Genomic DNA, 26315 nt, shown 5'->3' on the forward strand with positions numbered 1-26315 from the left:
GGACGCAGCAGATGGCCGGGTCGCGTGGCCGCTATTTGTCGCCCGAGCCCTTGCCGCCGCCGTCTTTGCCGCCGCCATCTTTGCCCGGGCGGAGGCCGTCGTACACGTCTTTACATTCGGGGCAGACAGGGAACTTCTTAGGATCGCGTCCGGGCGTCCAGACCTTGCCGCAGAGGGCAATGACAGGCTCACCGGACAGCGCGGATTCCATGATCTTTTCCTTGCGCACATAATGCGAGAAGCGCTCCCGGTCACCGGGTTCCACTTCCTGGCGCAGTTCCTCGCGCTCGATCGTTGCCGTCGACGTCCCGGCTCCGGAGAGCTCGCGCATCGGGTCGTTTTCGAGGGGTTCGGTCATGCTGTTCATGAGACCCATCTTAGCCGCTGGAACAGACAGAAAGGCGACGTGATGCTGACGGGACCGCCACGGCGGCCACTTACAGCCTCTGCCACGATGGCTTGTTGTCATAGCTGTGGCGGTAGTAATCGGCGAGCCGCAGCGAGGACGCCGCCGCCTCATCCACCAGGATCGTGGCGTGCGGATGTAACTGTAGTACCGAGGCCGGACAGATCGCGGCGACGGGACCTTCCACAAGGTCACGCACGCTTTGCGCCTTCTGCGCGCCGGTGGCAATGAGGATCACATGCCGGGCGTCCAGGATGGTTCCGAGCCCCTGCGTGAGGACGTGGTGCGGGACCTCGGCCAGGCTGCCGAAGAACCGTGCATTGTCCCGGCGTGTCTGCTCGATCAGGGTCTTGATCCGGGTCCGCGATGCGAGCGACGAGGCAGGCTCGTTGAAGCCGATGTGTCCGTCCGTACCCACGCCGAGGAGCTGCAGATCCACGCCCCCGGCGTCGCGGATGGCATCCTCATAGGCCCGGCATGACCCGGGGATGTCCTCGGCCGCGCCGTCGGGACCGTGCACATTGGCCGGGCTGATGTTCACCCGCTCGGTAAACTCGCGCCGGATTACCTCGCGGTAGGATTCCGGGTGGCCGGGTGGCAGCCCCACGTACTCGTCCAGGGCGAAGCCGCGGGCCTGGCTGAAGTCGAGGCCGTCCCGCTCGTGCCGCAGTGCCAGTTCGTTGTAGACCGGCAAAGGCGACGAACCGGTGGCGAGACCCAGAACGGCCCCGGGCTTGCGCCTGAGCAGCGCCTCGATTGCGTCCGCCGCGAGCGAGGCGATCGGCCTGCTGCCGGAGAGAATGATGACTTCCATGGCCCTGCCTTTGCAATTGTGCGTTACCGGCAGGCTATCCCAGTCCCGGCCGCGGTGCCGGGACCGTCGCGTCCGGCCAGGTGTGCCGGCAGGCCCGGCCAGCAACTCCGGTCAGCGGTTGACGGCCAGCTGTGCCAGCAACTCCGGTCCACGCGCGTCCAGCCATTTCCCGCCCAGCCGTATCCCGCCCGCGAACAGCGCCAGGCCCAGCACCGGACCGAGGCCTAGGTTGATCCAACCGGGCAGCGTGCTGCCCGTGATCAGCTGCACGGCCATTAGGACCGCCTCCGGCGCCGCGAGCAACAGGAGCACCCCCATGCCGCCGAACTGCACCGCCATGGTCTGGGCAACGTTCCCCGGTGGCTTCTTGAAGGGGCTGTCGCCGGGGAGCGGTACGCTAACGGTGTAGCGCGCCGAGACCACGGAGGACAGGCCCAATCCGCTGAAAAGCATGCCAAGGGACAGTCCGAGAATTCCCGGCAGCAACTCCCAGCTTCCGCTGAAGAGGAACGGGAGGACGCTGAACGCCAGCACCACCGGCAGGGCAAAGAGCAGGCAGGCCAGAGCACGTCCCAGCCGGTCGTGGACGCCGCGGATGCCCGTGGACAGGTGCAGTGCGAAGGCAGTGTTGTCGTAAGAAACATCCGCTGAGATGGACCATGCCAGCAGGAAGGCGGTCAGCGGGCCAATGAAGAGGAACATTCCATAGTTCCCGCTCTGGCTGGCCTGGAACAGCAGCAGGACCGGCAGCAGCGGGACCACCACCAGGGACCCGGCGTAGCGGGGATCCCGCAGCCAGTAGATCAGGGCCCGGGCGGCGACAGCCCCGGTGGGTGTCCCCGGGAACAGCCCAAAGAGGCCTAGTCCTCCGGTCTTTTTCTTGGCAGACCCGGCGTAGGGCGGAGTGACAAGTGCCCGCTGGAGCAGGAGTTTCCAGCACAGGGCGAGGCCCGCCAGGGTGGCGAGCGCAATCAGAAACTTGAGTGCCGCGGCGCCGTAGCTGCCGGCGGCCAGTTCGCCGCCGAGCGACCAGGCCGCGCCTGCCGGGGTCCAGGACAGCGTGCGGGCAAGCCCGGCCAGGAAATCACCGGAATTGGCGATCCCCTCGGCGATCCCTGCCACGATGGGTCCCATCAGCACCAGCGGGATCAGGAACGCGATGGCGCTGACGTCCTTGAAGCGGCGTGAACTGGCGAGGCCTGCGGTGGCGGTGGTGACCACCTTGGACAGGACGACGCAGCTCAGCACGCCAAGGACCGCGCCCACCAGGGCGCCTGCCGCGGCGGGTACGCTCCGGGACCAGGTACCCACGGTGGCAAGGGCCACGAGGGAGGTCGCGACGCCGGGGATGCCGATCAGTCCGCCGAGGGCCAGCCCGGTCAGGAGTTGCGGCATGGGCACGGCCGAGGTGGTGAACCGCGCCGGATCCAGCGTCATATCAGCCGCGGAAGCGACCACCGGAATGATCGCCCAGCCCAGTAGCGCCGCGGCGCCGCCCAGCACCACCACCGTCTGCGCCCGCGCGACGTCGGCCTCCCGCAGGAACAACAGGCCAGTGGCGAAGAGCCCGACGAGGCCTAGCGCGTACAGCGTTCCGATCCCGAGGCCCACCAACTGCCAGGGGCTGCGCCGGATACTGTTGCGCAGCAGGGTGAGCTTGAGCCTTAAAAGGTGCGCAACCATTCCAGCCCTTCCGTATGGTTGCGGCCGCCGACCAGCTGGACAAATCGGTCTTCGAGGGACTGCCCCGCACGGACCTCTTCCACGGTTCCGGCCGCGAGCAGCCGCCCGGCCGCGACGACGGCGACGTGGTCGCACATCCGCTGGACGAGGTCCATGACGTGGCTTGAGACGATGACTGTTCCGCCGGAAGCCACGTAGCTGTCCAGGATGTCGCGGATGTTCGCGGCGGACACCGGGTCCACGGATTCGAACGGCTCATCCAGCACCAGCAGCCGCGGCGCATGGATCAGCGCGGAGGCAAGGGCGATCTTCTTCGTCATGCCGGCGGAGTAATCCACCACGAGGGTGCCGGCGTCCTGGTTGAGGTCCAGGGCGGCGAGCAGTTCCTTGACCCGGGAAGACACCACTTCCTTGTCCATGCCGCGCAGCAGCCCGGCGTAGCTCACCAGCTGCTCACCGGTCAGCCGGTCAAAGAGCCGGACGCCGTCGGGCAGTATCCCCATCAATTTCTTGGCTTCCAGCGGATGCTGCCAGACATCCACACCGTGTACCAGCGCCGTGCCGAACTCGGGCCGGAGCAGTCCCGTGGCCATGGACAGGGTGGTGGTCTTGCCTGCCCCATTGGGGCCGACGATCCCGTAGAAGGAGCCCGCCGGGACGTCCAGGCTGAGGCCGTCGACGGCGATTTTGTCGCCGAAACGCTTGGCCAGCCTCTGCAGGGACAGGGCAGGGACCGGCGCCGCCGGCGGGTTCCCCCCGGGGGCATGAGGATCCGGTTGCTGGTAAGTCATGACGTTAGACTAACGGCCCTGGCGGGTGAAATGGATCCTCCGAAAGGCTTACTCTGCGTTGTTGTCCTTGAGCACCGCTCCGACGCAGAATTGGGGTGTGCCCGCTACGCCCGTTTTCAACCGTCGCGTATCTCCATGTTCTTCCACCAGTGACCGGTTACAGCGATGCCGAGCACAGAGACCGGGAAACAGAGGAAGAGTTGCAGCGGACTGACAGTTTCGGCAGCCGCGGAGCCGCCCATGCCCATCCACAGGCCCGGCGCTGCGTAGGGGAACCATGCCCCGGCTCCGAAGGCCGTCACGACCTGGGTGATAACGACCAGCAGCACCAGTCCGCCCACGCCGGCCCGGTAGCTGCGCGCAACGCTGGCGACGTCCGGGGACAGCTGGCGGGCGCCCATTCTCCACAGATGGCCGGTATGAGACCTTCATCCCGGCCATCTTTGGCGAATCGTTGGCAGGGTGCCGCCCCGTCTGCCACCATGCACCGAAGAATCTGCCGGCCAGCAACCAGGAACCCCGGATGTCGACGCTCCAGCCCAGTTACTCGGGTCCGGAACCCGTTTCAGCCCCAGAGAACCGCGGGATTCCGCGGGTACCGGCTGGCGGGCGTGGAAGCAACTTGGCGGGAGCGTCGTGCCGGAGCCCGGGGCCCCCATAGCGGCCATCTGTGGCGAACCGCTGGCGTCCTCAACTGAAGCTCGTCAGCCAAGACAGGAAGATCCAAGCTTGTGGAGGTAGTCCGCGTGGGAGCAGTTGGGATCCGCATCAACGTCATCTTTCCGGCTCCGTTCAGCCCTACCAGGGCGTGGATTCCGACGGCCCCGCCTCCAGGGACACGTCGCCGAGAACGGGGAGTCCGCCCAGGGCTCTCGTTATCCGCTCCGCCTGATTCCCCGCCGGCGTCGTCACCGAAGGCAACGTGCCGGAAACCCAAGGGGCACCCCGTCCTCCTCCAGGCATAGGAGAGTCTTAGAAGGAATGCCGGGGCACGGCCCGCTCATACTGCGGCGGCCACGCCAGATCGTGCCCCAGCTCGAACGCGGCGCGCAGCCACCAGTGCGGGTCGCGGAGCGCGGCCCGGGCAATGAACACGCCGTCCGCCTGCCCGGTGGCAACGGCGTGCTCGGCCTGGCCGGCCGAGGTCAGCAGCCCGACGGTGCCGGTCCGGACGCCGGTTTCGCGCCGGATCCGGGCGGCGAAGTCCGTCTGGTACCCCGGGCCCACCGGAATCTGCTGGTGCGCCACGGCGCCGCCGCTGGAGACGTCCACGAGGTCCACCCCGTGTTCGGAGGCGGCCTTGGCCACCCGGACCGAGGCTTCGGCGTCGATGCCTCCCTCGGCCCAGTCCGAGGCTGAAATACGCAGCAGCAGCGGCATGGAGTCGGGAATGACGTCCCGGACCGCATCCACCACGGCGAGGGTGAGCCGGTTCCGGCTGGCCTCATCGCCGCCCCAGGCATCGGTGCGGTCGTTGACGAGGGGACTCTGGAATTGGTGCAGGAGGTAGCCGTGAGCGCCGTGGATTTCAATCGTGTCGAAGCCGGCACCAACGGCCCGGACCGCGGCGGCGGCGAAATCGGCGATCACGCCGTCGATCTCCCCGACGGTCATGGCCGCAGGCGGCGCGTAGCCGTCAAAGGCGCCGACGCCGGGTCCCACGGTGTCCCAGCCGCCCGCCGACGACGGGACGGTGCCCTGCTTCCCGGCGAACGGCCAGTACGAGGAGCCCTTCCTGCCGGCGTGGGCCAGCTGGGTGCCGATCTTGGTGTCCGCGGCCCCGTGGCGGTGGACGAAGGCAGTGATCCGCTCCCACGCGGCCGCCTGGTCATCGTTGTACAAGCCCGCGTCGCGGGGGCTGATCCGGCCGGCGGCGTTCACCGCCGCCGCCTCGGTAAGGATGAGGGCCGCTCCCCCGGTGGCGAAGGAGCCCAGATGCATGAGGTGCCAGTCAGTGGGCACGCCTTCCCCGGTCTCCGCCTCGCAGCTGTACTGGCACATCGGCGAAACCCAGCCGCGGTGCTGCAGCCGCAGGGAACGCAGGTCCAGCGGCGTGAATAAAGCGGAACCCATCAGTAGAGCACCCGGGCCAGGTTCTGCCGGGCTTTCGCGACGCGGTGGTCATGGATGCCCACAACGTCGAACAGCTCCAGCAGCCGGATCCGGGCCGTTTCCCGTTCAGGACCGAAGTTCCGCCCGATATATGCGACGATCCGGCCCAGGCCGTCCTCCACATGTCCGCCGGCGACGTCCAGATCCGCGACGCCGAGCTGGGCATCAAGGTTATCCGGCTCATCGGCCCCCTGCTGGCGGAGCACTTCGGGATCCGCGGCCGAGAGCGGCTGGAGGCGGCCCATCAGCTCTACCTGCGCGAGGCCTGCCTTGGCGTCGGCATCGGCTGGCATCTCCAGGAGCGCCTGGCGGTAGGCCGCGGCAGCTGCAGCGTAGTCACCCGCTTCGATAGCGTCAAACGCCTTCTGGTGCAGGGGCGGCAGCGGCGGGGCCTCCGGCTCGCCGACACCTGGTCCCCCGTCGCCCGGCCCGCCCGAGCCTGGCCCGCCGGCGCCGATGCGGCCGGACACGCCGTTCGCGGCGGCAACCTCGAGCAGTTCGTCGAGCAGGCTGCGGATCTGCTGTTCCTCGGCGCCGCCCTGGAACAGGGGCACCGGCTGGCCCTTCACGACGGCCACGGCGGTGGGCACGGCCTCTACCTGGAACGCCTGCGCCAGCTGCGGGAAAGCCTCGACGTCCGCCGAGCCCAGGACGAGCCGGCCGTCGTAGCCGTCGATGATCCGCTCCAGGACGTCAACAAGCCCGCCCGAGCCGGGTGAGTACCCCGCCCAGAGGGCAACCACCACGGGCACCTGGGCCGAGAGCTCCACGAGTTCCTGGAAGTTTGCCTGCGTGACATCCACGCGCAGCGGACGACCCGGCTGCAATGACGCGTCGTCGGTGCCCGCGCCGGCGCCTGCTGCGGGGGCAGCCGGAACGCCGCCGGGGGCAGCCGGGGCCGGCGGCGCGGGGCGCTGTTTGAGCGAGGAAAGGTCGACGGCGCCCCGCAGGTTAAGCAGGTTGGCGGCGGCGGAGGGGACCGGGCGGGAAGCTGGCGAAGTCATAACTCCACTCTAGCCACCCCGGTCCTGTCCCATGCCCGCGGATCCGCTCCCAGCACAACAGAAAAGACCGGGCCGCTGCGGCCCGGTCTCCCCTGCTAGGTTGCTGTCACGTTACCGCCGTGATGCTGTCACATCACTGTTGGGCGTCCTACTTGAAGCTTGCCCCGACGAGCCCGCGGGTGGCGGCCACCAGCTTCATCGGATCCGTGGAGCCGGCCGGCGGGATGTAGACGGCCATGGACTCGGCGAAGCTCAGCACCATACCGGTGCTTGTCTCCTTGCCGCCTGCCAGGGCTGCGGCGTCGTCGCCGATGGTCAGCTTGTCGCCGGCGGCCTTGGGGGTGCCGTCGAAGCCGAAGTTCAGGCGGCCCAGGGCCAGCGCCCCGCCGTCGGCGGTGCGGAACACCACGGTGTCCTCCGGGACAACCTTGTGGGTGAAGGCAAAGGTGCCGTTCACCCCGGAGCTCACCGCGTCGGCCTGGTAGGCGAGCGTGTCCGCGATATACGGGGAGGACTGGCCCTCCACGAGCTTGTCCTTGAACGCCGATTCGGCGTTGGTCAGTCGATCGCCCAGCCCGGCCAGCGCTTCCTCGCCGCTGTACAGCAGCCCCGACTTGTCGCCGGGAGCGAGGGTCTCGGTGCCGCCCTTGGCGATGCCCGGGAACGTTGTTCCCGGCTGCAGCGGAGTGGTGCCCGTGAGCCTGAAGTTCTCCCGCGGGGCTGTCTGGGTCAGGGTGAGCAGCTGGGGAACGACGTTGCCCTCGCCCTGTGTGACGGCCATGACGGAGCGGGGCCAGCCGCGCTTGGTCGTGACCACAGTGGTCAGGAGCTTCGTGGCGCGGACAGGCATCCTGGCCTCGTAGGAGCCAACCTGGGACCGGATCTTGTAGTTTTGTGTGCGGATGTCGAGTTCGGGCGGCGCCACACGGGGAGCGAGCTTGCTGGCATCCTTGGCCGCGTCACCGGCGTCCACCGCACTGGCCACCTGCTCGAGGATCCGGCGGAACTGGGCATCGACCAGCACCGGTGCGTCGGCCCCCTGGACCGCTGCGGCGGAAGCGGATCCCGACGGCGACGCGGACGAGGTGCCCGGCGTCGGCGCCGGTGTCTGGCCGGCCTGTGCGGCCACGCCCGTAGCGGCGACGGCGGTGGCCGTCAGTACTGCGAGGACCACGCCCGAGCGACGCAGTCGCCCGGCCGCCGATGACTGCTGCTTGGCGGTGTTGCCGTCAATCGTGTCCTGCGTGACGGGCTTCCCCTGCGGGACGGGTGTGTCCTGCGGGCGGCGCCCGGGATCCACCGCCGGGGTGGCAGTGGTGGCGCCGGCGGAATTCCGGGCACCAGTGCGGGCACTGGCGCGGGCAGCGGCCCGGGCCTGCGCGCGGCGGGCGAACAGGCTGCCGGACGGGCCGCCGTCGCCGTTGGTGCCGGTCCCCGTCCGGGTGCCGGTCCTGGGCTTGAGAGCCAGGAGCGCGGCACCGGCCAGGATCAGCACGCCGCCCAGCACCATCAAGGGAATGGCCCACGGCGTGGAGGTGTCGTTGGGGAAGGTCATGCTGATCGACGCCGGAGCGGGCTTGGTGCCGTCCGCCGCGAGCAGCAGTGACCAGTCGCCGTCGGCCGGCGGGGTCCAGGAATACTTCATTTCGCCGCTGGCGTTCTCGGTGGTTACCCACAGATCGGAGCCAGCGGGCGAGGGAGCCGTGGCTTCGCCCTCGGTGTGCGTCAGCTGCAGTGCCTTGCCGTCGTCAGAGACCCCGGAGACGGTGTTGTGGGCAGCCTTGCCCACCCATGCCGCCACGTCGTCCGGCCGTCCGGCCGCCAGCATAAAGCTGCCCTCCCCCTTGACGTCGATCTTGACGGTGCCTCCGCGCACGGTCCGCAGCTTCTCGTCGAAGACGGTCAGCGGTGCGGTGGTGGCACCGGCCGGTGCGGTAGCCGTCACGGTCTCGGCCGGAGCCCAGAATGTCTTCTGGCCGATTCCGGCCAGCAGTGTCAGGAGGCCGAGCAGCACTAGTGCAACTGCAGTCTTGAAACGCAAAATATTACCTATCATCAGCGGACACGTAGCTCTAATAGTAACCGTTTTGTTACCCAGGAGTCAGATCGGACGATTTGTCAACCCCTTCCGAGGCGCCCGCGAAGGCCGCAAATCCGTGCGCTGGCAGGGCTGCTGATAGTGTTTGCGGTGATCATCACACAAGGGCCGTGACCGCGGCTCCGCAGGATATTAATAGAGGTAAAGGGCTTTCGACGCAGTGACTGAACACACGGATTCGTCCCCCGCGGGGCAGAAAGAAAGCCAATCCGCCAGCACGGAACGCGGTCTGCAGGATCAGGATCCGCACCGCCGGGGTGCCCTGGCAGGACTCCTGAACTCGGTGGCCCACCGCTTGCGCCAGCCCCTGCCGGGTGCCCAGCCCCGGCTCCGTTTCGAGATGCCGCCCGAGGAACAGAACGGGGCCGCTGCCCAGGGCGGGACCGGCACCCGCTTCGGCGACCCCGGACCGCGGATATCCGCCCAGCACCCCCTCTATGTCGGGTTCATGGGGACCGTCGGCGTCGGACTCGCACTGCTGGTCTACTGGATCGGCTCCAACACAACCCAGCTGCTGCTGTGGATCGTGGCCGCACTTTTCATCGCGCTGGGGCTGGACCCTGTGGTGCGCTGGCTGGAGGGCAGGAAACTCCCCCGGGCCGCGGGCATCGTGGTGGCTGTCGCCACCCTGGCGCTGGCCGTGACAGGATTCTTTGCCACGCTGATCCCCACGATCGTCCAGCAGGTCACCCAGATTGTGCAGGAGGCGCCGCGCTGGATCACGGAGTTCATCAACTCGGATTTCTTCCGCAGCATCGACACCCAGTTCGGCGTGCGGGAACGCATCACCCAGGAACTGCAGAAATTCGTTAATGACCCCGAAGCGATGGGCGGCATCTTCGGCGGCGTCGTGGGCTTCGGGTCCACCCTGGCCAACGGGCTGTTCGGAACGCTGATCGTGCTGGTCCTGAGCCTGTACTTCCTGGCCGCACTGCCGGCCATGAAAAAGTGGGGTTACCGGCTGGCCCCGCGGTCCCGCCGTCCCCGGGTTGAGGCCCTGGCCGAGGAGATCACCGGTTCGGTCGGCAATTACGTGATCGGCCAGGCCGTCGTCGCCCTGCTAAACGCGACCTTTGCCTTCATCGTAATGTCGATCGTCGGGGTTCCCTTTGCCGTACTGCTTGCCTTCGTGGTGGCGCTGCTGGCCTTCATTCCCCTGGTGGGCGGCCTGATTGCCGGCGTTATCGTGTCCTTGATCGCCCTGACCGCAGGGTGGCAGACGGCCGTGGTCTACGCCATCTGCTACTTCGCTTACCTGCAGTTCGAGGCCTACTTCATCTCGCCGCGCATCATGCAGAAAGCCGTCGCGGTTCCTGGCGCCGTCGCCGTCATCTCGGTGATCGCCGGCGGCAGCCTGCTCGGCGTGCTGGGCGCACTGATCGCCATCCCCACGGCCGCTGCGATTCTGCTGCTCGTCAAGGAGCTCTTCATCGTCCGCCAGGACAAGCACTGACAAGAGTAGCCTCAGCCGTGCGCGGTGGCGACGGGTCCGTTCCATTCCTGCGGCAGCACGGCAGCTGTTCCACCGGCAGCGCCGGAGCCATCCGGCAGCACCTCGTCCACGATCTCGTTGAGCACGCGGGCGGCGTACTTCTCGCCCACCCACAGGTGCTTGGCGCCGTCGACCCCCAGAACCCGGGCCTGCGGAACCAGCCTGAACCGCTCCGTGGCGGCAGCCGGCAATAGAAAGTCGTCATGCTCCGGGACCAGGACTTTCAGCGGCTTGCCCGAGGCGGCCCATTCTTTGAGGTGGACGTCGGTAGCGCGGTGCAGCGGGGGTGAAAGCAGGATGGCACCCTCGATCTCCGACGACACCGGCTCCGTGGCCCCGTACATCAGCGCCAGCTCCGTGCCGAAGGACCAGCCGACCAGCCAGCGGTTCGGCAGGCCGCGGTCGACGGCGAACTTCACGGCCGCCTCGACGTCGAGGCGTTCGCCGATGCCCCCCTCGAACGTTCCGCCGCTTGTGCCGCGTGGCGATCCGGTGCCTCGGGTGTTGAACCGGAGCACGGCGATGCCCGCCAGCGCGGGAAGCCGGTAGGAGGCCTTGCGGTAGACGTGCGAATCCATGAAGCCGCCGTGCGTCGGCAGCGGATGCAGGGTGATGAGGGTTGCACGCACCTCCCCGGCAGCCGGGAGGGCGAGCTCGCCGACCAGCCTATGGCCGTCGCCGGTGCGGAGCTCCACGTTTTCGCGGCGTGCCGGAAGCACGGTGGATGCACGGATGGCGGTGGGTGCGGAAGGCTGGCTGAAGACGTACGACGCCGGGTCAAAAGTCATGCTGTCCAGCTTAGCGAAACCGGTTAGCGATACCGGTAGCTGCGTGAGGTCCAGCAGTTCGAATGCCAGTGCCGCCGCTCTGCCAGGCCGGCGGCGGTGCCGAAGAGATGATCCTCTGACCAGACGACGAGGTGGGCAACACCGGGCAGCACCGCCGTCGAACAGCCGGGGCAGATGTAGGTCTTTTCGGCACGGCCGGCCGTGATCGGCCGGACCGTCCACTCACCGTCCGGGGCGCTCTCCCGGCGCGCAAACCCGGAGCGGGCGCGCTCAAGGTCAAGCTCCGGCACCGGACCGCCCTTGGCTCCGGGCTTCTGGGCCTTACCGGAGGGTGCCTTACCGGAAACGGCTCGGCGGGGACGGTTGGAACGGGGCATGCCTCCATTCTGCCCCAGTCCGGATGCCTGCTCCCCCGCAAGACGGTAGTGTTGACGGGGTGCGTTTAGTCATAGCCCGGTGCTCCGTTGATTATGTTGGCCGGCTCAAAGCCCATCTACCGTTGGCCACCCGGCTCCTGCTGGTCAAGGCTGACGGCTCCGTTCTGGTCCATTCCGACGGCGGATCCTACAAGCCGCTGAACTGGATGAGCCCACCCGCGTCGCTGCGCGTCTCCTCCCCGGACGACGTCGACGTCGAGCTCGGCGTTATCGAGCAGTGGACCGTCCAATCCGCGAAGACCGATGACCGGCTCATCATCAATATCCATGAACAGCTGCACGACGCCTCCCATGAGCTGGGCCAGGACCCGGGCCTGATCAAGGACGGCGTCGAGGCGGACCTGCAGCGGCTGCTGGCCGACCAGATCGAGCTCCTGGGCCCCGGGTTCTCGCTGATCCGCCGTGAATACTTCACCGCGATCGGCCCTGTGGATATCCTGGCCCGGGACGCTGGCGGCGCCACCGTGGCCATTGAGCTCAAGCGCCGCGGCGACATCGACGGCGTCGAGCAGCTGACACGGTATCTGGCGCTGCTCAACCGCGATCCCCTGCTGGCACCGGTGCGCGGGATCTTCGCCGCCCAGCAGATCAAGCCACAGGCCAAGGTCCTCGCGAACGACCGCGGCATCGACTGCGTCACCCTTGACTATGACGCCATGCGCGGCGTGGATGACAGCGAGTCCAGGCTCTTCTGAGGAATTGCACCGGAGCGGAATTGCACCGCAGCTAAATTGCACCGCAGCTACTCTTCCGCGGCGAGGGTTCATCCGTTTCTTGGACAATATTTGTCAAATTCTCCGCTGTCCCCGTTGACCTGGCGCAAATGACATGAAATTCTTATACGAGTCTTTGTGTAGGTGTATTTTCATGCTCGCAAGACATGTTGCGAGCGTGGAGCTCCTGCCGCCCAAGCCCGGATTATCCGGGCCCACAGCCACGGTTCTTCCCGCGGAGTGACCAAGTCCGGCACGAGGTGTGCCGGGCTTAAACACGATCCACAATGAGGAGAAATTCATGGCTCAGGGAACTGTCAAGTGGTTCAACGCTGAAAAGGGCTTCGGCTTCATCACTCCGGACGACGCCGATGGCGACGTCTTCGTTCATTACTCCGAGATCCAGACCGGTGGTTTCAAGACCCTCGACGAGAACGCCCGCGTTCAGTTCGAAATCGGCCAGGGAGCCAAGGGCCCCCAGGCTACCGGCGTCACACTGGTCTAGTCCGCCGCGGCGGCGCTGCCTCTGGCACGTTCCGCGCAGAAAATGATTCCCGGCACGAATGCCGGGGATCATTTTTCGTGGGGGGCAAGGTTAACGGGGGTCACGGGGGTCACGGGGGGCGGGGGTGCCAGGGGTTACGGGGGTTACGGGGGCGACGGTAACGGGGTGGTTGTAAGGGGCGCGGCGGTTCTTCGGCCTCTGGGGCATCGCGGAGGTGAAACCGGAAGTCATCGCCTCGGGAGTGACAGGGCCCCGGCACAACGCTCCTGCCCAGTTACTCCCGCGCGCGCCGGCCGGCAACCGCAGGGTCCCCCGGAATCCCGCGGGCCCCTGGGGCTGAATCGGCTTCCGAAACGGAGTAACTGGGCAGGGACGTCATCCCCCGGGACGTAAGGCCGTACGCAGCAGCTCCGCCACTGAGCATGCTCAGCGGCGGGGCGTCATGGTGGCCGGCCGGCAGATCTTTGGGGTATCTAGTGGCTGCCAGCAGAACCTTGGGGGCAAGGTGGACATGGCGGCGGCCGGGGTGGTCACTATGCCGGCGATTCGCCACAAATGGCCGGGATGGCGGTCTCATGGCGGCCATCTGTGGAGAATGGGCGCCCGCGAGTTGGCATCGCAACCGGCACCCGCAAAAAACGCCCGCATCCGGCTCCCGCCCGCGGTCCCCGGACGTGACCTTCCTGGACGACACAACGATGGTGTCCACCGACAAGATGGCGCACGCCGGCACCGCGCCCCGGCTCGAGGCCTCGCTGCGAGACCCCGCCATCAGCCTCCACCGGATAGCCAAAATCACCACTAACGCCAAAGCCACCAGACGGTGATGATGGGACTAGGCCGTTAGCCCGAAACGCCAGCCGCGCCCTCAAACCAGCTAGAATCACGCCACGATCCACGACTTTGCACCGGCCCGGAACTAGCGCACCAGCGACCCGAGCAGGCGCGCACTCTGCCGCACCGACAGGCCCGGCAGGTAGGCCCTGCTCAGGGCCCGCCCCATCGCGGGCAGCTGCAAGGGATCCTGGTAGTAAAGGTAGAGCGTCCGGTATTCGGGTTTGAACCGCGACTTGAAGGTGGCCAGCGAACGGAAGCCGTAAACCGGTTCCAGCGCCCGTCCCACGACGTCAAGGATTCCGGCGAGCCCTTCGGATCGGACGTCATTTCCCGGCTCTTCGGGGAGGATGGCGACGTCCCGGGCAGCTTCCCGACCGCTGTCCCGGGCGGCGTCGCGGGCGGCACCCCGGCCGCTAACCTGGCCGCTGTCCCGGGGCGGATCCTGGCCAGCACCCCTTGACGGGTCCCTGGCCAACGGCGATCCGGACAGCGAGATCACTTCCACCGTTCCCCGCAGCTCCTGCACGGCAGAAGCGATCAGGAACTCCATCACACCGGGAAACGCGTCACCGCGGCGGCGCATGAAGTCCAGGGTCCAGCTGACCAGGCGGCCGCCGTCGAACACCGGCAGCCAGCTGGTGACGCCCTGCACCCGGCCCTCGGCGTCCACGGCCAGGCAACAGAGCACTTCCCGGTCCTCAAGTTCATCGATTCCTCCGAGCGTAAATCCCATTTCCGGGACGGATTTCCGCGCCGCCCACTCCTCGGAGACCTCGCTCAGCTGGGCACGCAGCGCCGGGGCAAAGTCCGCGTACCGCCCCCACACTGCCTTGACCCCGGTCTTTTCCGCCCGGTTCAGTGCGGTGCGGACGTTCTGCCACTCCTTGCCCTTGAACTCGAGCGAGCGCACCGCCAGCCTGGTCTCCTGCGCCACGGCCACCCGGCGGAAGCCTCGCGCCCGCAGCATCGGCCACAACTCATCCGTGCAGGAGTAGAAGCACGGGATGAGCGCATGTTCCACGCAATAGCGCATAAAACCGGCCGCCGTGTCCTCGCGCGAGTCCGCGGGGCCGAACGGCCCGGCAAGGGTCAGCGCCACATTGCCGTGCTGCTGGTAGGCCACGCCGCCGCGTCCGTCCGGGCTGAACCAATACTTGTTCGGATCCCACAGCGCCATCCAGGACAGCGAGTCACCGCCCTGGCGGATCAGGCTGCGGGCCACCTCGCGGTCCCCCGCTCCCTCGTCGGTGCGGTGCAGGCGGCGCTGCAGGACCAGCCATACGGCGGCCAGAGCCACAATCCAGAAAATGATCCCGGAGTAGGCGAAGAGGAAGGCCTCCACCGCGTCGCGGTTCTGGAAGATCCGGCGGTAGGAGCCGGGGATGGGAAGCGGAAGGTACTGGCGGGCCAGCTCGGCCGCGAGGCCCAGCGGCCCGCCGTCGCGGTCCATTCCGCCGGCCGCCAACCACGCCGCGGAATAGGCGAACGCCAGCACCAGCCAGGTTCCGCCGACCACAATGGCTAGGGCCGTCCGCGCCCGCGGGGTCGTCTCCACCCGGAACTGCCGGCGGTTCACCGCAAGCAGGACCACCAGCACCAGCGGGACAATCACCAGCGGCAGCACGTGGACGAAACCGGAACCCATGACCCCGACGCGCGGTTTATCGGCGTAGTACGGAATCAGAGCGAAAAGGGCCAGATACACGGTGGCCATGGCCGTCACGGCAAGCTGCAGGATGATCGCAATCCGCAGGGCCAGCCTGCGCCCGTGCCGCATGCCGTCCGCACAGATGAGCAGCAGCACCACCGGCACCACCGCCAGGGCAAGGCCAAGCGGACCGGCGAAACCGGCACGGCCGGCCTCAAGGCATGTGATATCGATGGCGCCGCCACAGTTCTGTTCCAGCTGGCTCAGCGTCGGCAGCGGGTTCAGGACAACGTCCCGCAGCAGGGCGAGCGGCCCGGTGGGCGTCCGGACTGTGGCCGTGAGGATGGGCCCGACGGCGAAGATCGCCACCGTGAGGGCCAGCAGGTTGCGGGTTTCACGGCCCGTGGAACGGTGCCGGTGGAGGGTGCCCTTGTCGCCCTGGATCCACCAGCCCGCGGCGAGGCCGGACAGTGCCCCGGCGAGGCCGACAATGGTCTCCGCATGACCCACGTAAAGCACCAGCAACAGGGAGACGGAAACCACCGCCGTCCGCAGCCGCCGCTGCCATAGGGTGGGCAGCAGCCCGCAGGAGGCGAGCGACACCGCGAGGACGGCGGCGTACGGGCCGATCAGCCGGGCGTCCACCATCAGGCCAAGCCAGCCGTCACCGGCAAAGCGCGCAAGCTGCGTCAGCAGCATGAACATTGTCACGGCAGCGAACTGCGCGGCGAAGAAGAACACGGCCGTGCGCCCTGAGCCCATTTGCCGCTCGGCAAGGCCCAGCAGTACCAGGATCATCAGCGCAGCCGAAAGGTACGCCAGCGGATTCGTCGCGAAGAACAGCGAGGTGAAAAGCGCCCACCAGCGGCCCGCCTTCAGTCCCGGGGCACTGACCGAGGCCACATCCAGCAGGGATTCCGGCGGCCCGGAAAGCAGACTTCCCGTGGCCGCGCCGGCAACTAGGAGGACTGCCAGGACCGTGAGCGTGAACGGGATGGCACCGAGGTGGCCCAGGGCCCCGCGCAGGCACTCCCGCCCGATGCCAAGGAGGGAGGACCCGCCCGTTCCCCGCGCCCCGATAGCCGGTGACGGCTTCACGGCTGGATCCCCCAGCGGCCGGCCAGGAAGTCGAGACCGGCGGGCAGGCCCCTGGAGGCGGTCTCCCAGGAATGTCCGGCGTTGGGAATGTTGCGCGCCTCCACGGCGAACCCCGCAGTCCGTGCGGCCCCGGAGAGCAGCTCCATGTAGCCGATGAATTCAGGATCCCGGACGCCGGCGCCGAAGAAAATTGCCTGACCCTCGTAGCGGCGCTCCTTCATAAGAGACAGCGGCGTCTGCCGGTCGAAGGCCTCGGTGTCCCCGCCGAAGGAAGCCGCCACGGTTTTGTCGCGTTCCTTCGCGAGGGCAGGTTCCTTCTCGCTGGAAAAGGCCAGGGCCGCGCCGAAAGTGTCCGGATGCCGCGTCACCATCTGCACAGCGCAGGTGGCCCCGAACGAGAACCCGCCGGCTGCCCACTGCCTGCGATCCGGATCCACGTCAAGGGTCTGGCTGATCCAGGCCGGCACGTCCCGGGAGAGGAAGGTGTCGGCCTGGGCAATACGGCTGTCCATGCAGAGGGTATTGCCCGAAGGACTCCCGTTCGGGTCCACCACCACTACCACCGGAGCGATGCCGCGGTGCTCCGCGGCGAAGCGGTCCATGCGGCTCCGCAGGGCGCCGCCGGTGAGCCAGTCGGCCGGAGCCCCCGGCTGACCGGAAAAGAGAACCAGAACGGGAAGTGCCGGCCGCGGTGAGCTCTGGTACGCCGGAGGAAAATAGATGTAGGCCTCACGGCTTTGGAACCCCGAGACGGTGCCGGGAATCCCGGCGCGCCGGAGCACGCCGCCGTCGGGCAGGTCAACCGGCGCTGTCCACCGGGACAGGCTGACACCTGCCGGGGATTCCGGTGCCCGCTTCAGGCCGTCTTCCAGCGGCTGGATCCGCGCCACGGCCGTACCGGTAACGTCACTCAACGTGTGGTTCAGCCCGAAATAGGCATTGATCTGCACCGCGGAGAGCAGGACGACTCCGAGCAGGGAGACCGTTGCGACGGCGGTGGCCCGCCAGCGGGCGGCAGCGCTGTCGGCAGCGCTGTTGGCAGCGACGTCGGCAGCGCTGTTGGCGGCGCTGCCGGCTTGCACCGGAGCCGCAGCCGTCCGGCGCCAGCTCCCCCACAAGCGCAAGAGCCACAGCAGCAGGGCGGTGACGACGACGACGGCCCAGGCCAGGACTTCGGACGGAAGTTCCTCGGGGAAGACCGAGAAGACATAAATCAGCAGCCAGTGGACGACCGCCAGCAGTGCGGCGGCAAGCAGGACAGCGGCCAGGACCGGGAGCAGGGCCGTGAACCATGCCGCCGCGCCCGGGCCGGGCCTGCGGCGTCGGACGGCCTGCCACAGGAAGTAGGCCAGGCCGGCCGCGCCGGCAGCCCAGGCGATCCACAGTACCGGCCCGTCGACGAGCCGGAGGTCCTCGATGACATCCACCGGGGCTAGCGCCAGGTGCCGACGCCGATGACCGGGCCGGCCTCGAGCCAGGACGAGAGGCCCGTGTACGCGTCGAATCTCATCGAGAGCAGGACTTCCTGCCCTTCATACCGGAGCTCAACGATTACGGCGTCGGGAGGGACATTGACAAGCTCGGATTCGGTGGGTTTGCGCCGGCCGATCAGCTCCAGGGAGCTGCGGCGGAAGCTGTGCTTGGGCCGCGTGCTCAGCGAGGCAAGGCGGAACCATTCCAGGTCGTTGTCCTGATAACGACAAACCCCCATCTGCCAGCTGTTTCCAGCCGTGCAAATGGAGGCGTCCACCGTGCCGAGGGCGCGCCGCAGATTGAAGCGGCGCGCCCCCGAAAGGCACAGTGCGAGTACCAGCAACGCAAAGATCGTTGCCAGAACGATGAACGGAAAACCAGTAACGTTCATCAAGGTCGTGCTAGCGGATCCCCGCAGTAGCCGCGTCGCCCATTTGGGCGTTGTCAGCAACTATGACCACCCTGTTGTTGTCGACGGAGAAGAACCCGCCGTCGACCACTACAGCGATGCGGTCACCGGACACCGGCTCGATCGCCAGTTCACCTTCGGCCAGAATCGCCAGCAGGGGCGAGTGGCCGGGCAGGATTCCGATTTCACCATCGCTGGTGCGGGCCTTGACCATCTTGGCCGCTCCGGACCACACGAAGTGATCCGCTGCGACAATCTCAACCTCAAGCTCAGCCATATTACTTGGTCTGTTCCTGGATCTTGGCCCACTGGCGCTCGACATCGTCCAGGCCGCCGACGTTGAAGAACGCCTGCTCTGCGATGTGGTCAAGCTCGCCGTCGCAGATCGCCGTGAAGCCTTCGATGGTGTCCTTGATGGACACCGTGGAGCCTTCGACGCCGGTGAACTGCTTAGCGGTGTAGGTGTTCTGCGAGAGGAACTGCTGGATGCGGCGTGCGCGGGACACGACGATCTTGTCCTCTTCGGAGAGTTCGTCAACGCCGAGGATGGCGATGATGTCCTGGAGTTCCTTGTTCTTCTGCAGGATCTGCTTGACCCGGACGGCCGTGTTGTAGTGGTCGTTGCCGATGTACTGCGGATCCAGGATGCGCGAGGTCGACGTCAGCGGGTCAACGGCCGGGTACAGACCACGGGAAGCGATTTCACGGGAAAGTTCCGTGGTCGCGTCGAGGTGTGCGAAGGTGGTGGCCGGTGCCGGGTCGGTGTAGTCATCTGCGGGAACGTAGATGGCCTGCATCGAGGTGATGGAGTGGCCCTTGGTGGACGTGATGCGCTCCTGGAGGAGACCCATCTCGTCAGCCAGGTTGGGCTGGTAGCCCACGGCCGACGGCATGCGGCCGAGGAGGGTGGAAACCTCGGAGCCTGCCTGGGTGAAGCGGAAGATGTTGTCGATGAAGAGCAGCACGTCCTGGTTCTGCACATCGCGGAAGTACTCCGCCATGGTCAGGGCGGACAGTGCAACGCGCAGACGCGTTCCCGGCGGCTCATCCATCTGGCCGAACACAAGGGCGGTGTCCTTGAGGACGCCTGCCTCTTCCATTTCAACCCAGAGGTCGTTACCTTCACGGGTACGCTCGCCGACACCGGCGAACACCGAGGTGCCGCCGAAGTTGCGGGCCACACGGGTGATCATTTCCTGGATCAGCACGGTCTTGCCGACGCCGGCGCCGCCGAACAGGCCGATCTTTCCACCCTTGATGTACGGGGTGAGGAGGTCGATGACCTTGATGCCGGTTTCCATCATCTCTGTGGAACCCTCAAGCGTCGCGAAGGCGGGAGCCTTGCGGTGGATGGGCCAGCGCTCCGTGATCTCCAGTTCCGACTCAGCCACGTCAAGCGGCTGTCCGAGGACGTTGAAGATGTGTCCCTTGACGACGTCGCCGACAGGCACGGAAATGGGGGCACCGGAGTCCACGACGGCGGTACCGCGGACAAGTCCGTCGGTTGCCTGCAGGGAGATGGCGCGAATGACGTTGTCGCCGAGGTGCAGGGCAACCTCGAACGTGATCGTCTTGGTCTCACCGTTGAGAGTAATCTCCGTGGTGAGGGCGTTGTAAATCGAGGGGATTGCGTCAGCCGGGAATTCGACGTCGACAACCGGGCCAATAACACGTGCAATACGGCCGGTAGCACCGGTCGTCGCGGCTACGTGTTCGGTAGCAGTGGCAGGCATCTCTCTCACTTCACTCAGTAGATGGCGTTGGGGTTAAGTTTCAACGTTGGTGCAGGTACAGCCGGATCCGGGCTCGGGGAGGTCAGGACGCGTTCAACGCGTCGGCACCGGCCACGATCTCGGAAAGCTCCTGCGTAATTTCAGCCTGGCGGGCAGTGTTGCGCAGACGCGTGAACTTCTTGATGAGGTCCGTTGCATTGTCACCGGCGGACTTCATTGCCCGCTGGCGGGCAGCGAGCTCCGAAGCCGCTGCCTGCAGCATCGCCGCGAAGATGCGTGATTCGATGTAGCGCGGCAGCAAAGCATCAAGAACCTGCTCTGTTTCCGGCTCGAATTCGTAGAGCGGCAGGAGGTCCGACTCGGACGCAGCCTGCTCTTCGACAACCTCGAGCGGGAGAAGACGGATAACCGTCGGCTCCTGCGTCACCATGGATTTGAAGCGGGTATAAACGACGTGGATCTCGTCCACGCCGCCCTCTTCGTAGGCCGTTGCAAAGTCAGCCAGTAATGCCTCGCTGATTTCCTTTGCGGTGGCAAACTCCGGTGCGTCCGTGCCGCCGGTCCAGACGCGTCCGTAAGGGCGGTTCCGGAAGTCGAAATACGCCTGCGCCTTGCGGCCAACCAGGTACATCTTGACTTCTTTGCCCTCCTCGACGAGCAACTCGTTGAGGCCTTCGGCCTGCTTGAGGACACTCGCCGAATACGAACCTGCGAGGCCACGGTCCGAGGTGATGACCAGGACGGCGGCCCGACGGATCTGCTCCGGCTCGGTGACCAGCGGGTGGTCGATTTCGCTCTGGCTTGCGACAGCAGAAACGGCGCGCGTGATGGCGTTTGCGTAAGGCAGTGAAGCTGCTACGCGTGCCCGGGCCTTGCCGATGCGCGAGGTAGCGATCAGTTCCATCGCCTTGAAGATCTTGCGCATCGACGTCGTCGAGGTGATCTTCTGGCGGTAGACCCGAATCTGGGCTCCCATACTTATCCTTTCCTAAGATCCCGGTGGCAGGGACTGCCGGAACCCCAAAGGGTCCAGGCACTCCCTGCCAGCGAAACTAGCGCTTCTGCTTGACGATTTTTTCCTGGTCGACCTGTGCCTCGTCGATGGCGGAGTGTTCCTCATGCCCCGCACCGACTAGGTGGCTGTCGCCCTCGCCGAAGAAACCCTTCTTGAAGGCCACAATCGAGGTCTTCAGGGCTTCTGCGGTGTCATCGCTCATGACGTTGGTCTGCGCCAGCGTCGTCAGGATGGAGGACTTGTGCTTAAGGTGCTCCAGGAACTCGGTTTCGAAGCGGTTGATGTCTTCAACCGGAACTTCGTCGAGGTAGCCGTTGGTGCCGGCCCAGATGGAGACCACCTGGTTCTCAATCGGGAACGGCGAGTACTGGCCCTGCTTGAGCAGTTCCATCAGGCGTGCGCCACGGGTCAGCTGCTGGCGCGATGCGGCGTCGAGGTCCGACGCAAACATGGCGAAAGCCTGCATGTCGCGGTACTGGGCCAGTTCCAGCTTCAACGTACCGGAGACCTTCTTCATGGCCTTGACCTGGGCAGCGCCACCGACACGGGAGACGGAGACGCCCACGTCGACGGCGGGACGCTGGTTGGCGTTGAATAGGTCCGACTGCAGGAAGATCTGACCATCGGTAATGGAGATCACGTTGGTCGGGATGTAGGCCGAGACGTCGTTTGCCTTGGTCTCGATGAGCGGCAGGCCGGTCATCGAACCTGCACCGAGTTCGTCGGACAGCTTGGCACAACGCTCGAGCAGGCGGGAGTGCAAGTAGAACACGTCGCCCGGGTAGGCTTCGCGTCCCGGCGGGCGGCGGAGCAGCAGTGACACTGCACGGTAGGCCTCGGCCTGCTTGGATAGGTCATCGAACACGATGAGGACGTGCTTGCCGCCGTACATCCAGTGCTGGCCGATCGCCGAACCGGCGTACGGGGCCAGATACTTGAAGCCGGCGGGGTCAGACGCGGGGGAAGCCACGATGGTGGTGTATTCCAGTGCGCCGTTGTCCTCGAGGGTCTGACGGACGGCAGCGATCGTGGATGCCTTCTGGCCGATGGCCACGTAGATGCAGCGCACCTGCTTGTTGACATCCCCGGAAGCCCAGTTGGCCTTCTGGTTGATGATCGTGTCGATGGCGATTGCCGACTTGCCGGTTTGGCGGTCACCGATGATCAGCTGGCGCTGGCCGCGGCCGATCGGGATCATGGCATCGATAGCCTTGAGTCCGGTCTGCATCGGTTCGTGGACCGACTTGCGCTGGGTGACGCCGGGCGCCTGGAGTTCCAGCGCACGGGTGGTCTCAGCCTTGATCTCGCCGAGGTCGTCAATGGGCTCGCCCAGCGGGTCGACAACACGGCCGAGGAAGGCATCGCCAACCGGCACGGACAGAACCTGTCCGGTGCGGTGGACTTCCTGGCCTTCTTCGATTCCGGCGAAGTCACCGAGGATGATCACACCGATCTCGCGGACGTCGAGGTTCTGGGCAAGGCCCAGGGTTCCGTCTTCGAAGCGAAGCAGCTCGTTCGCCATGACCGAGGGAAGGCCCTCAACACGGGCGATGCCGTCACCTGCGGTTGTTACACGGCCAACCTCTACGCGCTCAGCGTTTCCGGGTTCGTAGGACGCCGCGAACTCGTTCAACGCATTACGGACGTCGTCGGCGTTGATGGTCAATTCGGCCATCTGCAGTCCCTGCTCTCCTGTTTTCGTGATCATCGTTGCTCACGATGACCGGGGTTTCGTTTCGGTAAGTTGTGCTTGTCCGGCTAGCCGGCAAGCTGACGGTGAAGCTGGCCCAGGCGGGCGAGAACCGAAGCGTCAACCACTTCGTCACCGACCTGGATCCGGATGCCACCGATCAGTGCCGGGTCAACGTTCAGGTTGATCTTGAGCTCGCGCCCGTAGAGGGCGTTGAGCCCGGCCTGCAGGCGGCTCGTCTGTGCTCCCGTCAAAGGACGGGTAACGCCGACGGTTGCAATCCAGCGCTGTTGGCGCCTGGCTGCGAGTTCGGCGAATCGACGGACAAGCGTGGTTACCTTGAGGCCGCGGGGCTGCGAAACTGCCTGCCCGATGAGGACCTTCGCTTCCGCGCTTGCACCGGGTACGAGCTTTCCGGCGAGGGCGATCTTGGCTGCCGGGCCCGCCTGCGGCTCGGACAGAGCACGCTGCACCTCGTGGTTGGACCCCACGGCCTGGTTGAAGGAGAACAAATCGTTCTCCAGCGCTTCCAGTCCGGTGATTCCAGAGGCGGAGACGGCCGACTTATTCTCAGCGACGGCGATTACCACCGAAGCAGCAAGAGTCTCGAGTGCATCGCCGATATCCCGGGCCGATGCCCAGCGTGAGCTGGCCAGTCCGCTCGCGATTTCCACAGCTTCGGCACTGACCTGACCGCCGAAGAGCTGCTTGACCAGGGCCGACTTTTCGTCACCACTACGGGACGGGTCAGTCAGGGCGCGGCGCAAGCCAGCCGAGCTGTCCACCGTTCCCAGGATTCCGAAGAGTTCATTAGCCAACTGAAGCGAGGCGAAAGGAAGCTTGGCTTCCAGCGACACCAGCGCCACGGTCAGCGATTCGCTCGATACACCTGCCATTACTTAGCTGCACCTGCGCTCTGGTTCTCCAGATCCGCCAGGAAACGGTCAACCACACGGGCCGAACGCTGGTCATCGTTGAGCGACTCGCCAACAATGCGTCCTGCCAGGGTGGTGGCCAGGGTGCCAACCTCCGCGCGGAGGGACACAACGGCCGCCTGACGCTCGGACTGGATAGCCGCGTGGGCCTGGGCCGTGATGCGGGCAGACTCGGCAGCTGCCTTCTCCTTCAGTTCCGCTAGGATCTGAGCGCCTTCGGCACGTGCTTCCTCACGGATGCGGTTGGCCTCGGCACGGGCATCCGTGAGCTGCTGCTTGTACTCCTCGAGTGCAGCGGAAGCCTCTGCCTGGGCCTTTTCAGCCTTGGCAATGCCGCCTTCGATGGCCTCGGCACGCTCTGCGAAGGTCTTCTCGAACATCGGGACAACATACTTGACCACGATGAACATGAGGACAGCAAAGCCGGCGAGGACGACGCCCATTTCCCAGGGGTTGGGAATTAGAGGGTTAGTGCCCTCTTTGGCGGCTGAGATGATCAGCTGATTCATAATTCACCCGTCCTTTTCTACTCGGTTCTGGATGGTCGCTTAGTTCTGAAGGGTTAGTTGAGAACGAAAGCGAAGACCAGGCCGAGGATGGCGAGGGCTTCAGTCAGCGCGAGGCCGAGGAATGCGATCGGCTGCAGCACACGCTGAGCTTCCGGCTGACGTGCCACACCGTTGATGTACGCGGCAAACACGAGACCCACACCGATACCACCGCCGATGGCGGAGAGGCCGTAGCCGATGAGGTTGAGGGAGCCGTTGATGGAGCCTTCCATTTTTCTTCCTTTCAAGATGCCACCCATGTGGCAGGTTGTTTGGGTTGCTTCATCCCCGCGAGGGGAAGTTTTGGGGTGCCTAGTGGCTGTCCGCGTGCAGGGCGCCTTCGATGTAGATGGCGGTCAGCAGCGTGAACACGTAGGCCTGCAGTGCCATAATCAGCGCTTCCAGCATGTACATGGCGATCGCACCGACGAGCACCAGGACCGAGGTGCCCTTGAGGAGCAGATTCTCCTGCAGGACGAGGTACTCGATGCCGGAACCGGCGATCATCACGATCAGGTGGCCGGCCAGCATGGTCGCGAACAGACGGAGGCTGTGCGTAACGGGGCGGACCAGGAAGTTGGAGATGATCTCGATCGGAATGACGATCGGAAGGATATAGATCGGGACACCGGTGGGAACGGTGGCCAGCTTGAAGTACTTCAGGCCGTTTTTCTTGACGCCGATGGCGATCCAGGTGATGTAGACAACTCCTGCAAGCACGTAGGCGCCGCCGACGTGCGAGAAGCTCGGGAGCTGGATCAGCGGGATAGCGCCGTAGATGTTGTTCACCAGGATGAAGAAGAACAAGCTGAACAGCAGCGGGACGTACTTCATGAAGTCTTTGCCGCCGATGATGTCCTTGGCAATGCCGTTGCGGACGAAGCCGTAGGCGGCTTCACCTGCAAATTGCATTTTGCCGGGGACAAGCTGGCCCTTGCGGGCAGCTAGCAGAAAGAATGTAGCAATAATTACGACCGACAGAATTACCAGCAGCATCTGCTTGGAGAATCCGTCCACCGCCCCCCACGGCAGAATTGCCGGCAGGTGGATTTCGTCAATTCCAGGAGGCGTAAAAGTTCCTGAATCTTGGGCCGGGAGCGCAAGCGCGATCAACGCGTTTCCTCTCTGCAGTGTCCATCATTGGGCGTTTGTCGGAGAGCGGCGACGTTTCCGTCAGCCTTTCCCCGTGTGAAATTATTTGGCATTACTGATCCTCGTCCTGCGACGGGCCACTTGCAGCATTGTCCCCGCCAGCCGAATTACCCGAGCTGGTGAGACCGTGCATATGTGAAAGATAGAACCCTCCCGCGGCTCCAAGCAGAGCGCCTGCGAGCACAATCCAGCGGGTTCCCCACAGATTATCCAGACCCCACCCTATCAAACTCCAGACGATGATTCCGCCAACAATATAGCTGAAGACGGCAATCCCGGCGTTGTATCCGCCATCCCTGCCGTTCTCGGATACACCGGGGGCTCCGCCCCTGGTTCCGGGGGTTCTGGGCTTGTTTCCACGTCCGTCTCTGCGGTTAGACATCGGTTGCCTCTTCCCTGGTCTCGGGGTCGTTGTAGATCTGCAGCCGGGCCGAGCTGAAGCCGAAGATCTCCGCGGCCTGCCACAACACCACGGTCACGACGGCGCCTGCCAGGAACCAGCCCCGGTCCAGCCAGTCGGGGTTACCGATGGCAAAAAGCACCACGGAAAAACCGACCACCTTGATGAAGTACGTTGCGGCGAAAAGACCGATGGCGCCAGAGGGGTTATTCCGGCCAGCGAAGTGGCCGATCACCAGGCTGATGGCAAAGAAAGCCATGACCAGGGCCCCGCCGAAGATCCACGAAAGCGCGGCGGCCATGCCGTTCATGAACAGGGCTACCAGCGCTACCAGCAACAATGCGCCGCCGCTGGCCGCCGAACTCATCGCCAGCAACCGCAGCCACAGGGACTTTGTGGGACCGGAGACGCCAACGGATCCGTCGCCGGACATCGGTCCGGGTTCGGCGTTGGAGCTCATAAGATCCCAATCGTCGCGGGGCGGGTGCTGGCAAGAGGTCGCGGCGCGAAGCCGCCCCTAAATTCTACATGAGA

At 65.8% G+C, this 26315-nt stretch carries 27 protein-coding genes; 4 read left to right on the plus strand and 23 right to left on the minus strand.

Annotation, left to right across the window (positions count from 1 at the left end; all coding sequences use genetic code 11):
- Positions 1-31: 31 nt before the first annotated feature.
- From RCH07_RS01050 to RCH07_RS01085, 8 genes are all read right to left on the minus strand, one after another.
- On the minus strand, positions 32-358 hold the full coding sequence (locus RCH07_RS01050) for a DUF3039 domain-containing protein (protein ID WP_442784754.1): 327 nt from the start codon (positions 356-358) through the stop codon (positions 32-34).
- A gap of 79 nt (positions 359-437) precedes the next feature.
- Complete coding sequence (nagB, locus tag RCH07_RS01055) at positions 438-1220, minus strand: glucosamine-6-phosphate deaminase (protein WP_326965603.1); 783 nt, start codon at positions 1218-1220, stop codon at positions 438-440.
- A 111-nt stretch (positions 1221-1331) separates the two neighbouring features.
- The gene (locus RCH07_RS01060; RefSeq protein WP_326965604.1) at positions 1332-2903 is read right to left on the minus strand and encodes a transporter; all 1572 of its coding nucleotides are present in this window, start codon (positions 2901-2903) and stop codon (positions 1332-1334) included.
- On the minus strand, positions 2885-3694 hold the full coding sequence (locus RCH07_RS01065) for an ABC transporter ATP-binding protein (RefSeq protein WP_326965605.1): 810 nt from the start codon (positions 3692-3694) through the stop codon (positions 2885-2887). The genes RCH07_RS01060 and RCH07_RS01065 overlap by 19 nt, the downstream gene beginning before the upstream one ends.
- Before the next feature lie 116 nt (positions 3695-3810).
- Positions 3811-4095, minus strand: coding sequence for a hypothetical protein (locus tag RCH07_RS01070; RefSeq protein WP_326965606.1), 285 nt, complete (start codon positions 4093-4095; stop codon positions 3811-3813).
- Between the two features lie 571 nt (positions 4096-4666).
- Positions 4667-5767 (minus strand): NADH:flavin oxidoreductase/NADH oxidase, encoded by a 1101-nt coding sequence (locus RCH07_RS01075; RefSeq protein ID WP_326965607.1) that lies wholly within the window; start codon positions 5765-5767, stop codon positions 4667-4669.
- Positions 5767-6810, minus strand: a complete 1044-nt coding sequence (locus RCH07_RS01080; protein ID WP_326965608.1) for a tetratricopeptide repeat protein — start codon at positions 6808-6810, stop codon at positions 5767-5769. The genes RCH07_RS01075 and RCH07_RS01080 overlap by 1 nt, the downstream gene beginning before the upstream one ends.
- Positions 6811-6958: 148 nt before the next feature.
- The gene (locus RCH07_RS01085; protein ID WP_326965609.1) at positions 6959-8866 is read right to left on the minus strand and encodes a hypothetical protein; all 1908 of its coding nucleotides are present in this window, start codon (positions 8864-8866) and stop codon (positions 6959-6961) included.
- A 271-nt stretch (positions 8867-9137) separates the two neighbouring features.
- Between RCH07_RS01085 and RCH07_RS01090 the strand changes: the two genes are divergently transcribed.
- The gene (locus RCH07_RS01090) at positions 9138-10361 is read left to right on the plus strand and encodes an AI-2E family transporter (protein WP_442784755.1); all 1224 of its coding nucleotides are present in this window, start codon (positions 9138-9140) and stop codon (positions 10359-10361) included.
- 11 nt (positions 10362-10372) lie between these two features.
- On the opposite strand, the gene RCH07_RS01095 is transcribed toward RCH07_RS01090, so the two are convergent.
- Both RCH07_RS01095 and RCH07_RS01100 read right to left on the minus strand, forming a co-directional pair.
- Positions 10373-11188: an alpha/beta hydrolase gene (locus tag RCH07_RS01095; RefSeq protein WP_326965610.1), complete on the minus strand. Its 816-nt coding sequence runs from the start codon at positions 11186-11188 to the stop codon at positions 10373-10375.
- A 23-nt stretch (positions 11189-11211) separates the two neighbouring features.
- On the minus strand, positions 11212-11565 hold the full coding sequence (locus RCH07_RS01100) for an ATP/GTP-binding protein (protein WP_326965611.1): 354 nt from the start codon (positions 11563-11565) through the stop codon (positions 11212-11214).
- 59 nt (positions 11566-11624) lie between these two features.
- Here RCH07_RS01100 and nucS point away from each other — a divergent pair, with 59 nt between their 5' ends.
- The 3 genes from nucS (at position 11625) to RCH07_RS01115 (ending at position 13670) form a co-directional block, all read left to right on the plus strand.
- Positions 11625-12320, plus strand: a complete 696-nt coding sequence (gene nucS / locus RCH07_RS01105) for an endonuclease NucS (protein WP_326965612.1) — start codon at positions 11625-11627, stop codon at positions 12318-12320.
- A gap of 319 nt (positions 12321-12639) precedes the next feature.
- Positions 12640-12843 (plus strand): cold-shock protein, encoded by a 204-nt coding sequence (locus tag RCH07_RS01110; protein WP_069952225.1) that lies wholly within the window; start codon positions 12640-12642, stop codon positions 12841-12843.
- A gap of 674 nt (positions 12844-13517) precedes the next feature.
- The gene (locus RCH07_RS01115; protein ID WP_326965613.1) at positions 13518-13670 is read left to right on the plus strand and encodes a hypothetical protein; all 153 of its coding nucleotides are present in this window, start codon (positions 13518-13520) and stop codon (positions 13668-13670) included.
- Positions 13671-13762: 92 nt separating this feature from the next.
- Here the strand turns inward: RCH07_RS01115 and RCH07_RS01120 are convergent, their stop codons facing one another.
- From RCH07_RS01120 to RCH07_RS01180, 13 genes are all read right to left on the minus strand, one after another.
- The gene (locus RCH07_RS01120) at positions 13763-16426 is read right to left on the minus strand and encodes a bifunctional lysylphosphatidylglycerol flippase/synthetase MprF (protein ID WP_442784753.1); all 2664 of its coding nucleotides are present in this window, start codon (positions 16424-16426) and stop codon (positions 13763-13765) included.
- Positions 16423-17853 (minus strand): alpha/beta hydrolase, encoded by a 1431-nt coding sequence (locus RCH07_RS01125; RefSeq protein ID WP_326965614.1) that lies wholly within the window; start codon positions 17851-17853, stop codon positions 16423-16425. Before RCH07_RS01125 ends, RCH07_RS01120 begins: the two co-directional genes overlap by 4 nt.
- Before the next feature lie 5 nt (positions 17854-17858).
- The gene (locus tag RCH07_RS01130) at positions 17859-18290 is read right to left on the minus strand and encodes a DUF2550 domain-containing protein (RefSeq protein WP_326965615.1); all 432 of its coding nucleotides are present in this window, start codon (positions 18288-18290) and stop codon (positions 17859-17861) included.
- A 10-nt stretch (positions 18291-18300) separates the two neighbouring features.
- Positions 18301-18585, minus strand: coding sequence for a F0F1 ATP synthase subunit epsilon (locus tag RCH07_RS01135; RefSeq protein WP_104172348.1), 285 nt, complete (start codon positions 18583-18585; stop codon positions 18301-18303).
- A gap of 1 nt (position 18586) precedes the next feature.
- Positions 18587-20041, minus strand: a complete 1455-nt coding sequence (gene atpD / locus RCH07_RS01140; RefSeq protein WP_326965616.1) for a F0F1 ATP synthase subunit beta — start codon at positions 20039-20041, stop codon at positions 18587-18589.
- Between the two features lie 82 nt (positions 20042-20123).
- Positions 20124-21017, minus strand: coding sequence for a F0F1 ATP synthase subunit gamma (locus RCH07_RS01145; RefSeq protein ID WP_326965617.1), 894 nt, complete (start codon positions 21015-21017; stop codon positions 20124-20126).
- Positions 21018-21093: 76 nt separating this feature from the next.
- Positions 21094-22731: a F0F1 ATP synthase subunit alpha gene (gene atpA / locus RCH07_RS01150; RefSeq protein ID WP_326965663.1), complete on the minus strand. Its 1638-nt coding sequence runs from the start codon at positions 22729-22731 to the stop codon at positions 21094-21096.
- Positions 22732-22814: 83 nt separating this feature from the next.
- Positions 22815-23642 carry a F0F1 ATP synthase subunit delta gene (locus RCH07_RS01155; protein WP_326965618.1) on the minus strand — a complete coding sequence of 276 codons (828 nt, stop codon included), beginning with the start codon at positions 23640-23642 and terminating at the stop codon, positions 22815-22817.
- On the minus strand, positions 23642-24190 hold the full coding sequence (locus tag RCH07_RS01160) for a F0F1 ATP synthase subunit B (RefSeq protein ID WP_326965619.1): 549 nt from the start codon (positions 24188-24190) through the stop codon (positions 23642-23644). Before RCH07_RS01160 ends, RCH07_RS01155 begins: the two co-directional genes overlap by 1 nt.
- 53 nt (positions 24191-24243) lie before the next feature.
- Positions 24244-24462 carry an ATP synthase F0 subunit C gene (atpE, locus tag RCH07_RS01165; RefSeq protein ID WP_326965620.1) on the minus strand — a complete coding sequence of 73 codons (219 nt, stop codon included), beginning with the start codon at positions 24460-24462 and terminating at the stop codon, positions 24244-24246.
- A gap of 79 nt (positions 24463-24541) precedes the next feature.
- Positions 24542-25342 (minus strand): F0F1 ATP synthase subunit A, encoded by an 801-nt coding sequence (atpB, locus tag RCH07_RS01170; protein ID WP_326965621.1) that lies wholly within the window; start codon positions 25340-25342, stop codon positions 24542-24544.
- Between the two features lie 91 nt (positions 25343-25433).
- A complete protein-coding gene (locus RCH07_RS01175) occupies positions 25434-25763 on the minus strand; it encodes a hypothetical protein (protein WP_326965622.1) in 330 nt (109 codons plus the stop codon).
- Positions 25756-26241, minus strand: a complete 486-nt coding sequence (locus RCH07_RS01180) for a hypothetical protein (RefSeq protein WP_326965623.1) — start codon at positions 26239-26241, stop codon at positions 25756-25758. The genes RCH07_RS01175 and RCH07_RS01180 overlap by 8 nt, the downstream gene beginning before the upstream one ends.
- Positions 26242-26315: the final 74 nt, after the last annotated feature.

Source organism: Arthrobacter sp. CG_A4 (genome assembly GCF_035985125.1).
GTDB lineage: Bacteria > Actinomycetota > Actinomycetes > Actinomycetales > Micrococcaceae > Arthrobacter.

Bases quoted from the DNA above. Each gene is read 5' to 3' on its own strand.
- RCH07_RS01050 (WP_442784754.1), bottom strand. From the start codon at position 358: ATGACCGAACCCCTCGAAAACGACCCGATGCGCGAGCTCTCCGGAGCC.
- nagB (WP_326965603.1), bottom strand. From the start codon at position 1,220: ATGGAAGTCATCATTCTCTCCGGCAGCAGGCCGATCGCCTCGCTCGCG.
- RCH07_RS01060 (WP_326965604.1), bottom strand. From the start codon at position 2,903: ATGGTTGCGCACCTTTTAAGGCTCAAGCTCACCCTGCTGCGCAACAGT.
- RCH07_RS01065 (WP_326965605.1), bottom strand. From the start codon at position 3,694: ATGACTTACCAGCAACCGGATCCTCATGCCCCCGGGGGGAACCCGCCG.
- RCH07_RS01070 (WP_326965606.1), bottom strand. From the start codon at position 4,095: ATGGGCGCCCGCCAGCTGTCCCCGGACGTCGCCAGCGTTGCGCGCAGC.
- RCH07_RS01075 (WP_326965607.1), bottom strand. From the start codon at position 5,767: ATGGGTTCCGCTTTATTCACGCCGCTGGACCTGCGTTCCCTGCGGCTG.
- RCH07_RS01080 (WP_326965608.1), bottom strand. From the start codon at position 6,810: ATGACTTCGCCAGCTTCCCGCCCGGTCCCCTCCGCCGCCGCCAACCTG.
- RCH07_RS01085 (WP_326965609.1), bottom strand. From the start codon at position 8,866: ATGATAGGTAATATTTTGCGTTTCAAGACTGCAGTTGCACTAGTGCTG.
- RCH07_RS01095 (WP_326965610.1), bottom strand. From the start codon at position 11,188: ATGACTTTTGACCCGGCGTCGTACGTCTTCAGCCAGCCTTCCGCACCC.
- RCH07_RS01100 (WP_326965611.1), bottom strand. From the start codon at position 11,565: ATGCCCCGTTCCAACCGTCCCCGCCGAGCCGTTTCCGGTAAGGCACCC.
- RCH07_RS01110 (WP_069952225.1), top strand. From the start codon at position 12,640: ATGGCTCAGGGAACTGTCAAGTGGTTCAACGCTGAAAAGGGCTTCGGC.
- RCH07_RS01130 (WP_326965615.1), bottom strand. From the start codon at position 18,290: ATGAACGTTACTGGTTTTCCGTTCATCGTTCTGGCAACGATCTTTGCG.
- RCH07_RS01135 (WP_104172348.1), bottom strand. From the start codon at position 18,585: ATGGCTGAGCTTGAGGTTGAGATTGTCGCAGCGGATCACTTCGTGTGG.
- atpD (WP_326965616.1), bottom strand. From the start codon at position 20,041: ATGCCTGCCACTGCTACCGAACACGTAGCCGCGACGACCGGTGCTACC.
- RCH07_RS01145 (WP_326965617.1), bottom strand. From the start codon at position 21,017: ATGGGAGCCCAGATTCGGGTCTACCGCCAGAAGATCACCTCGACGACG.
- atpA (WP_326965663.1), bottom strand. From the start codon at position 22,731: ATGGCCGAATTGACCATCAACGCCGACGACGTCCGTAATGCGTTGAAC.
- RCH07_RS01155 (WP_326965618.1), bottom strand. From the start codon at position 23,642: ATGGCAGGTGTATCGAGCGAATCGCTGACCGTGGCGCTGGTGTCGCTG.
- RCH07_RS01160 (WP_326965619.1), bottom strand. From the start codon at position 24,190: ATGAATCAGCTGATCATCTCAGCCGCCAAAGAGGGCACTAACCCTCTA.
- atpE (WP_326965620.1), bottom strand. From the start codon at position 24,462: ATGGAAGGCTCCATCAACGGCTCCCTCAACCTCATCGGCTACGGCCTC.
- RCH07_RS01175 (WP_326965622.1), bottom strand. From the start codon at position 25,763: ATGTCTAACCGCAGAGACGGACGTGGAAACAAGCCCAGAACCCCCGGA.
- RCH07_RS01180 (WP_326965623.1), bottom strand. From the start codon at position 26,241: ATGAGCTCCAACGCCGAACCCGGACCGATGTCCGGCGACGGATCCGTT.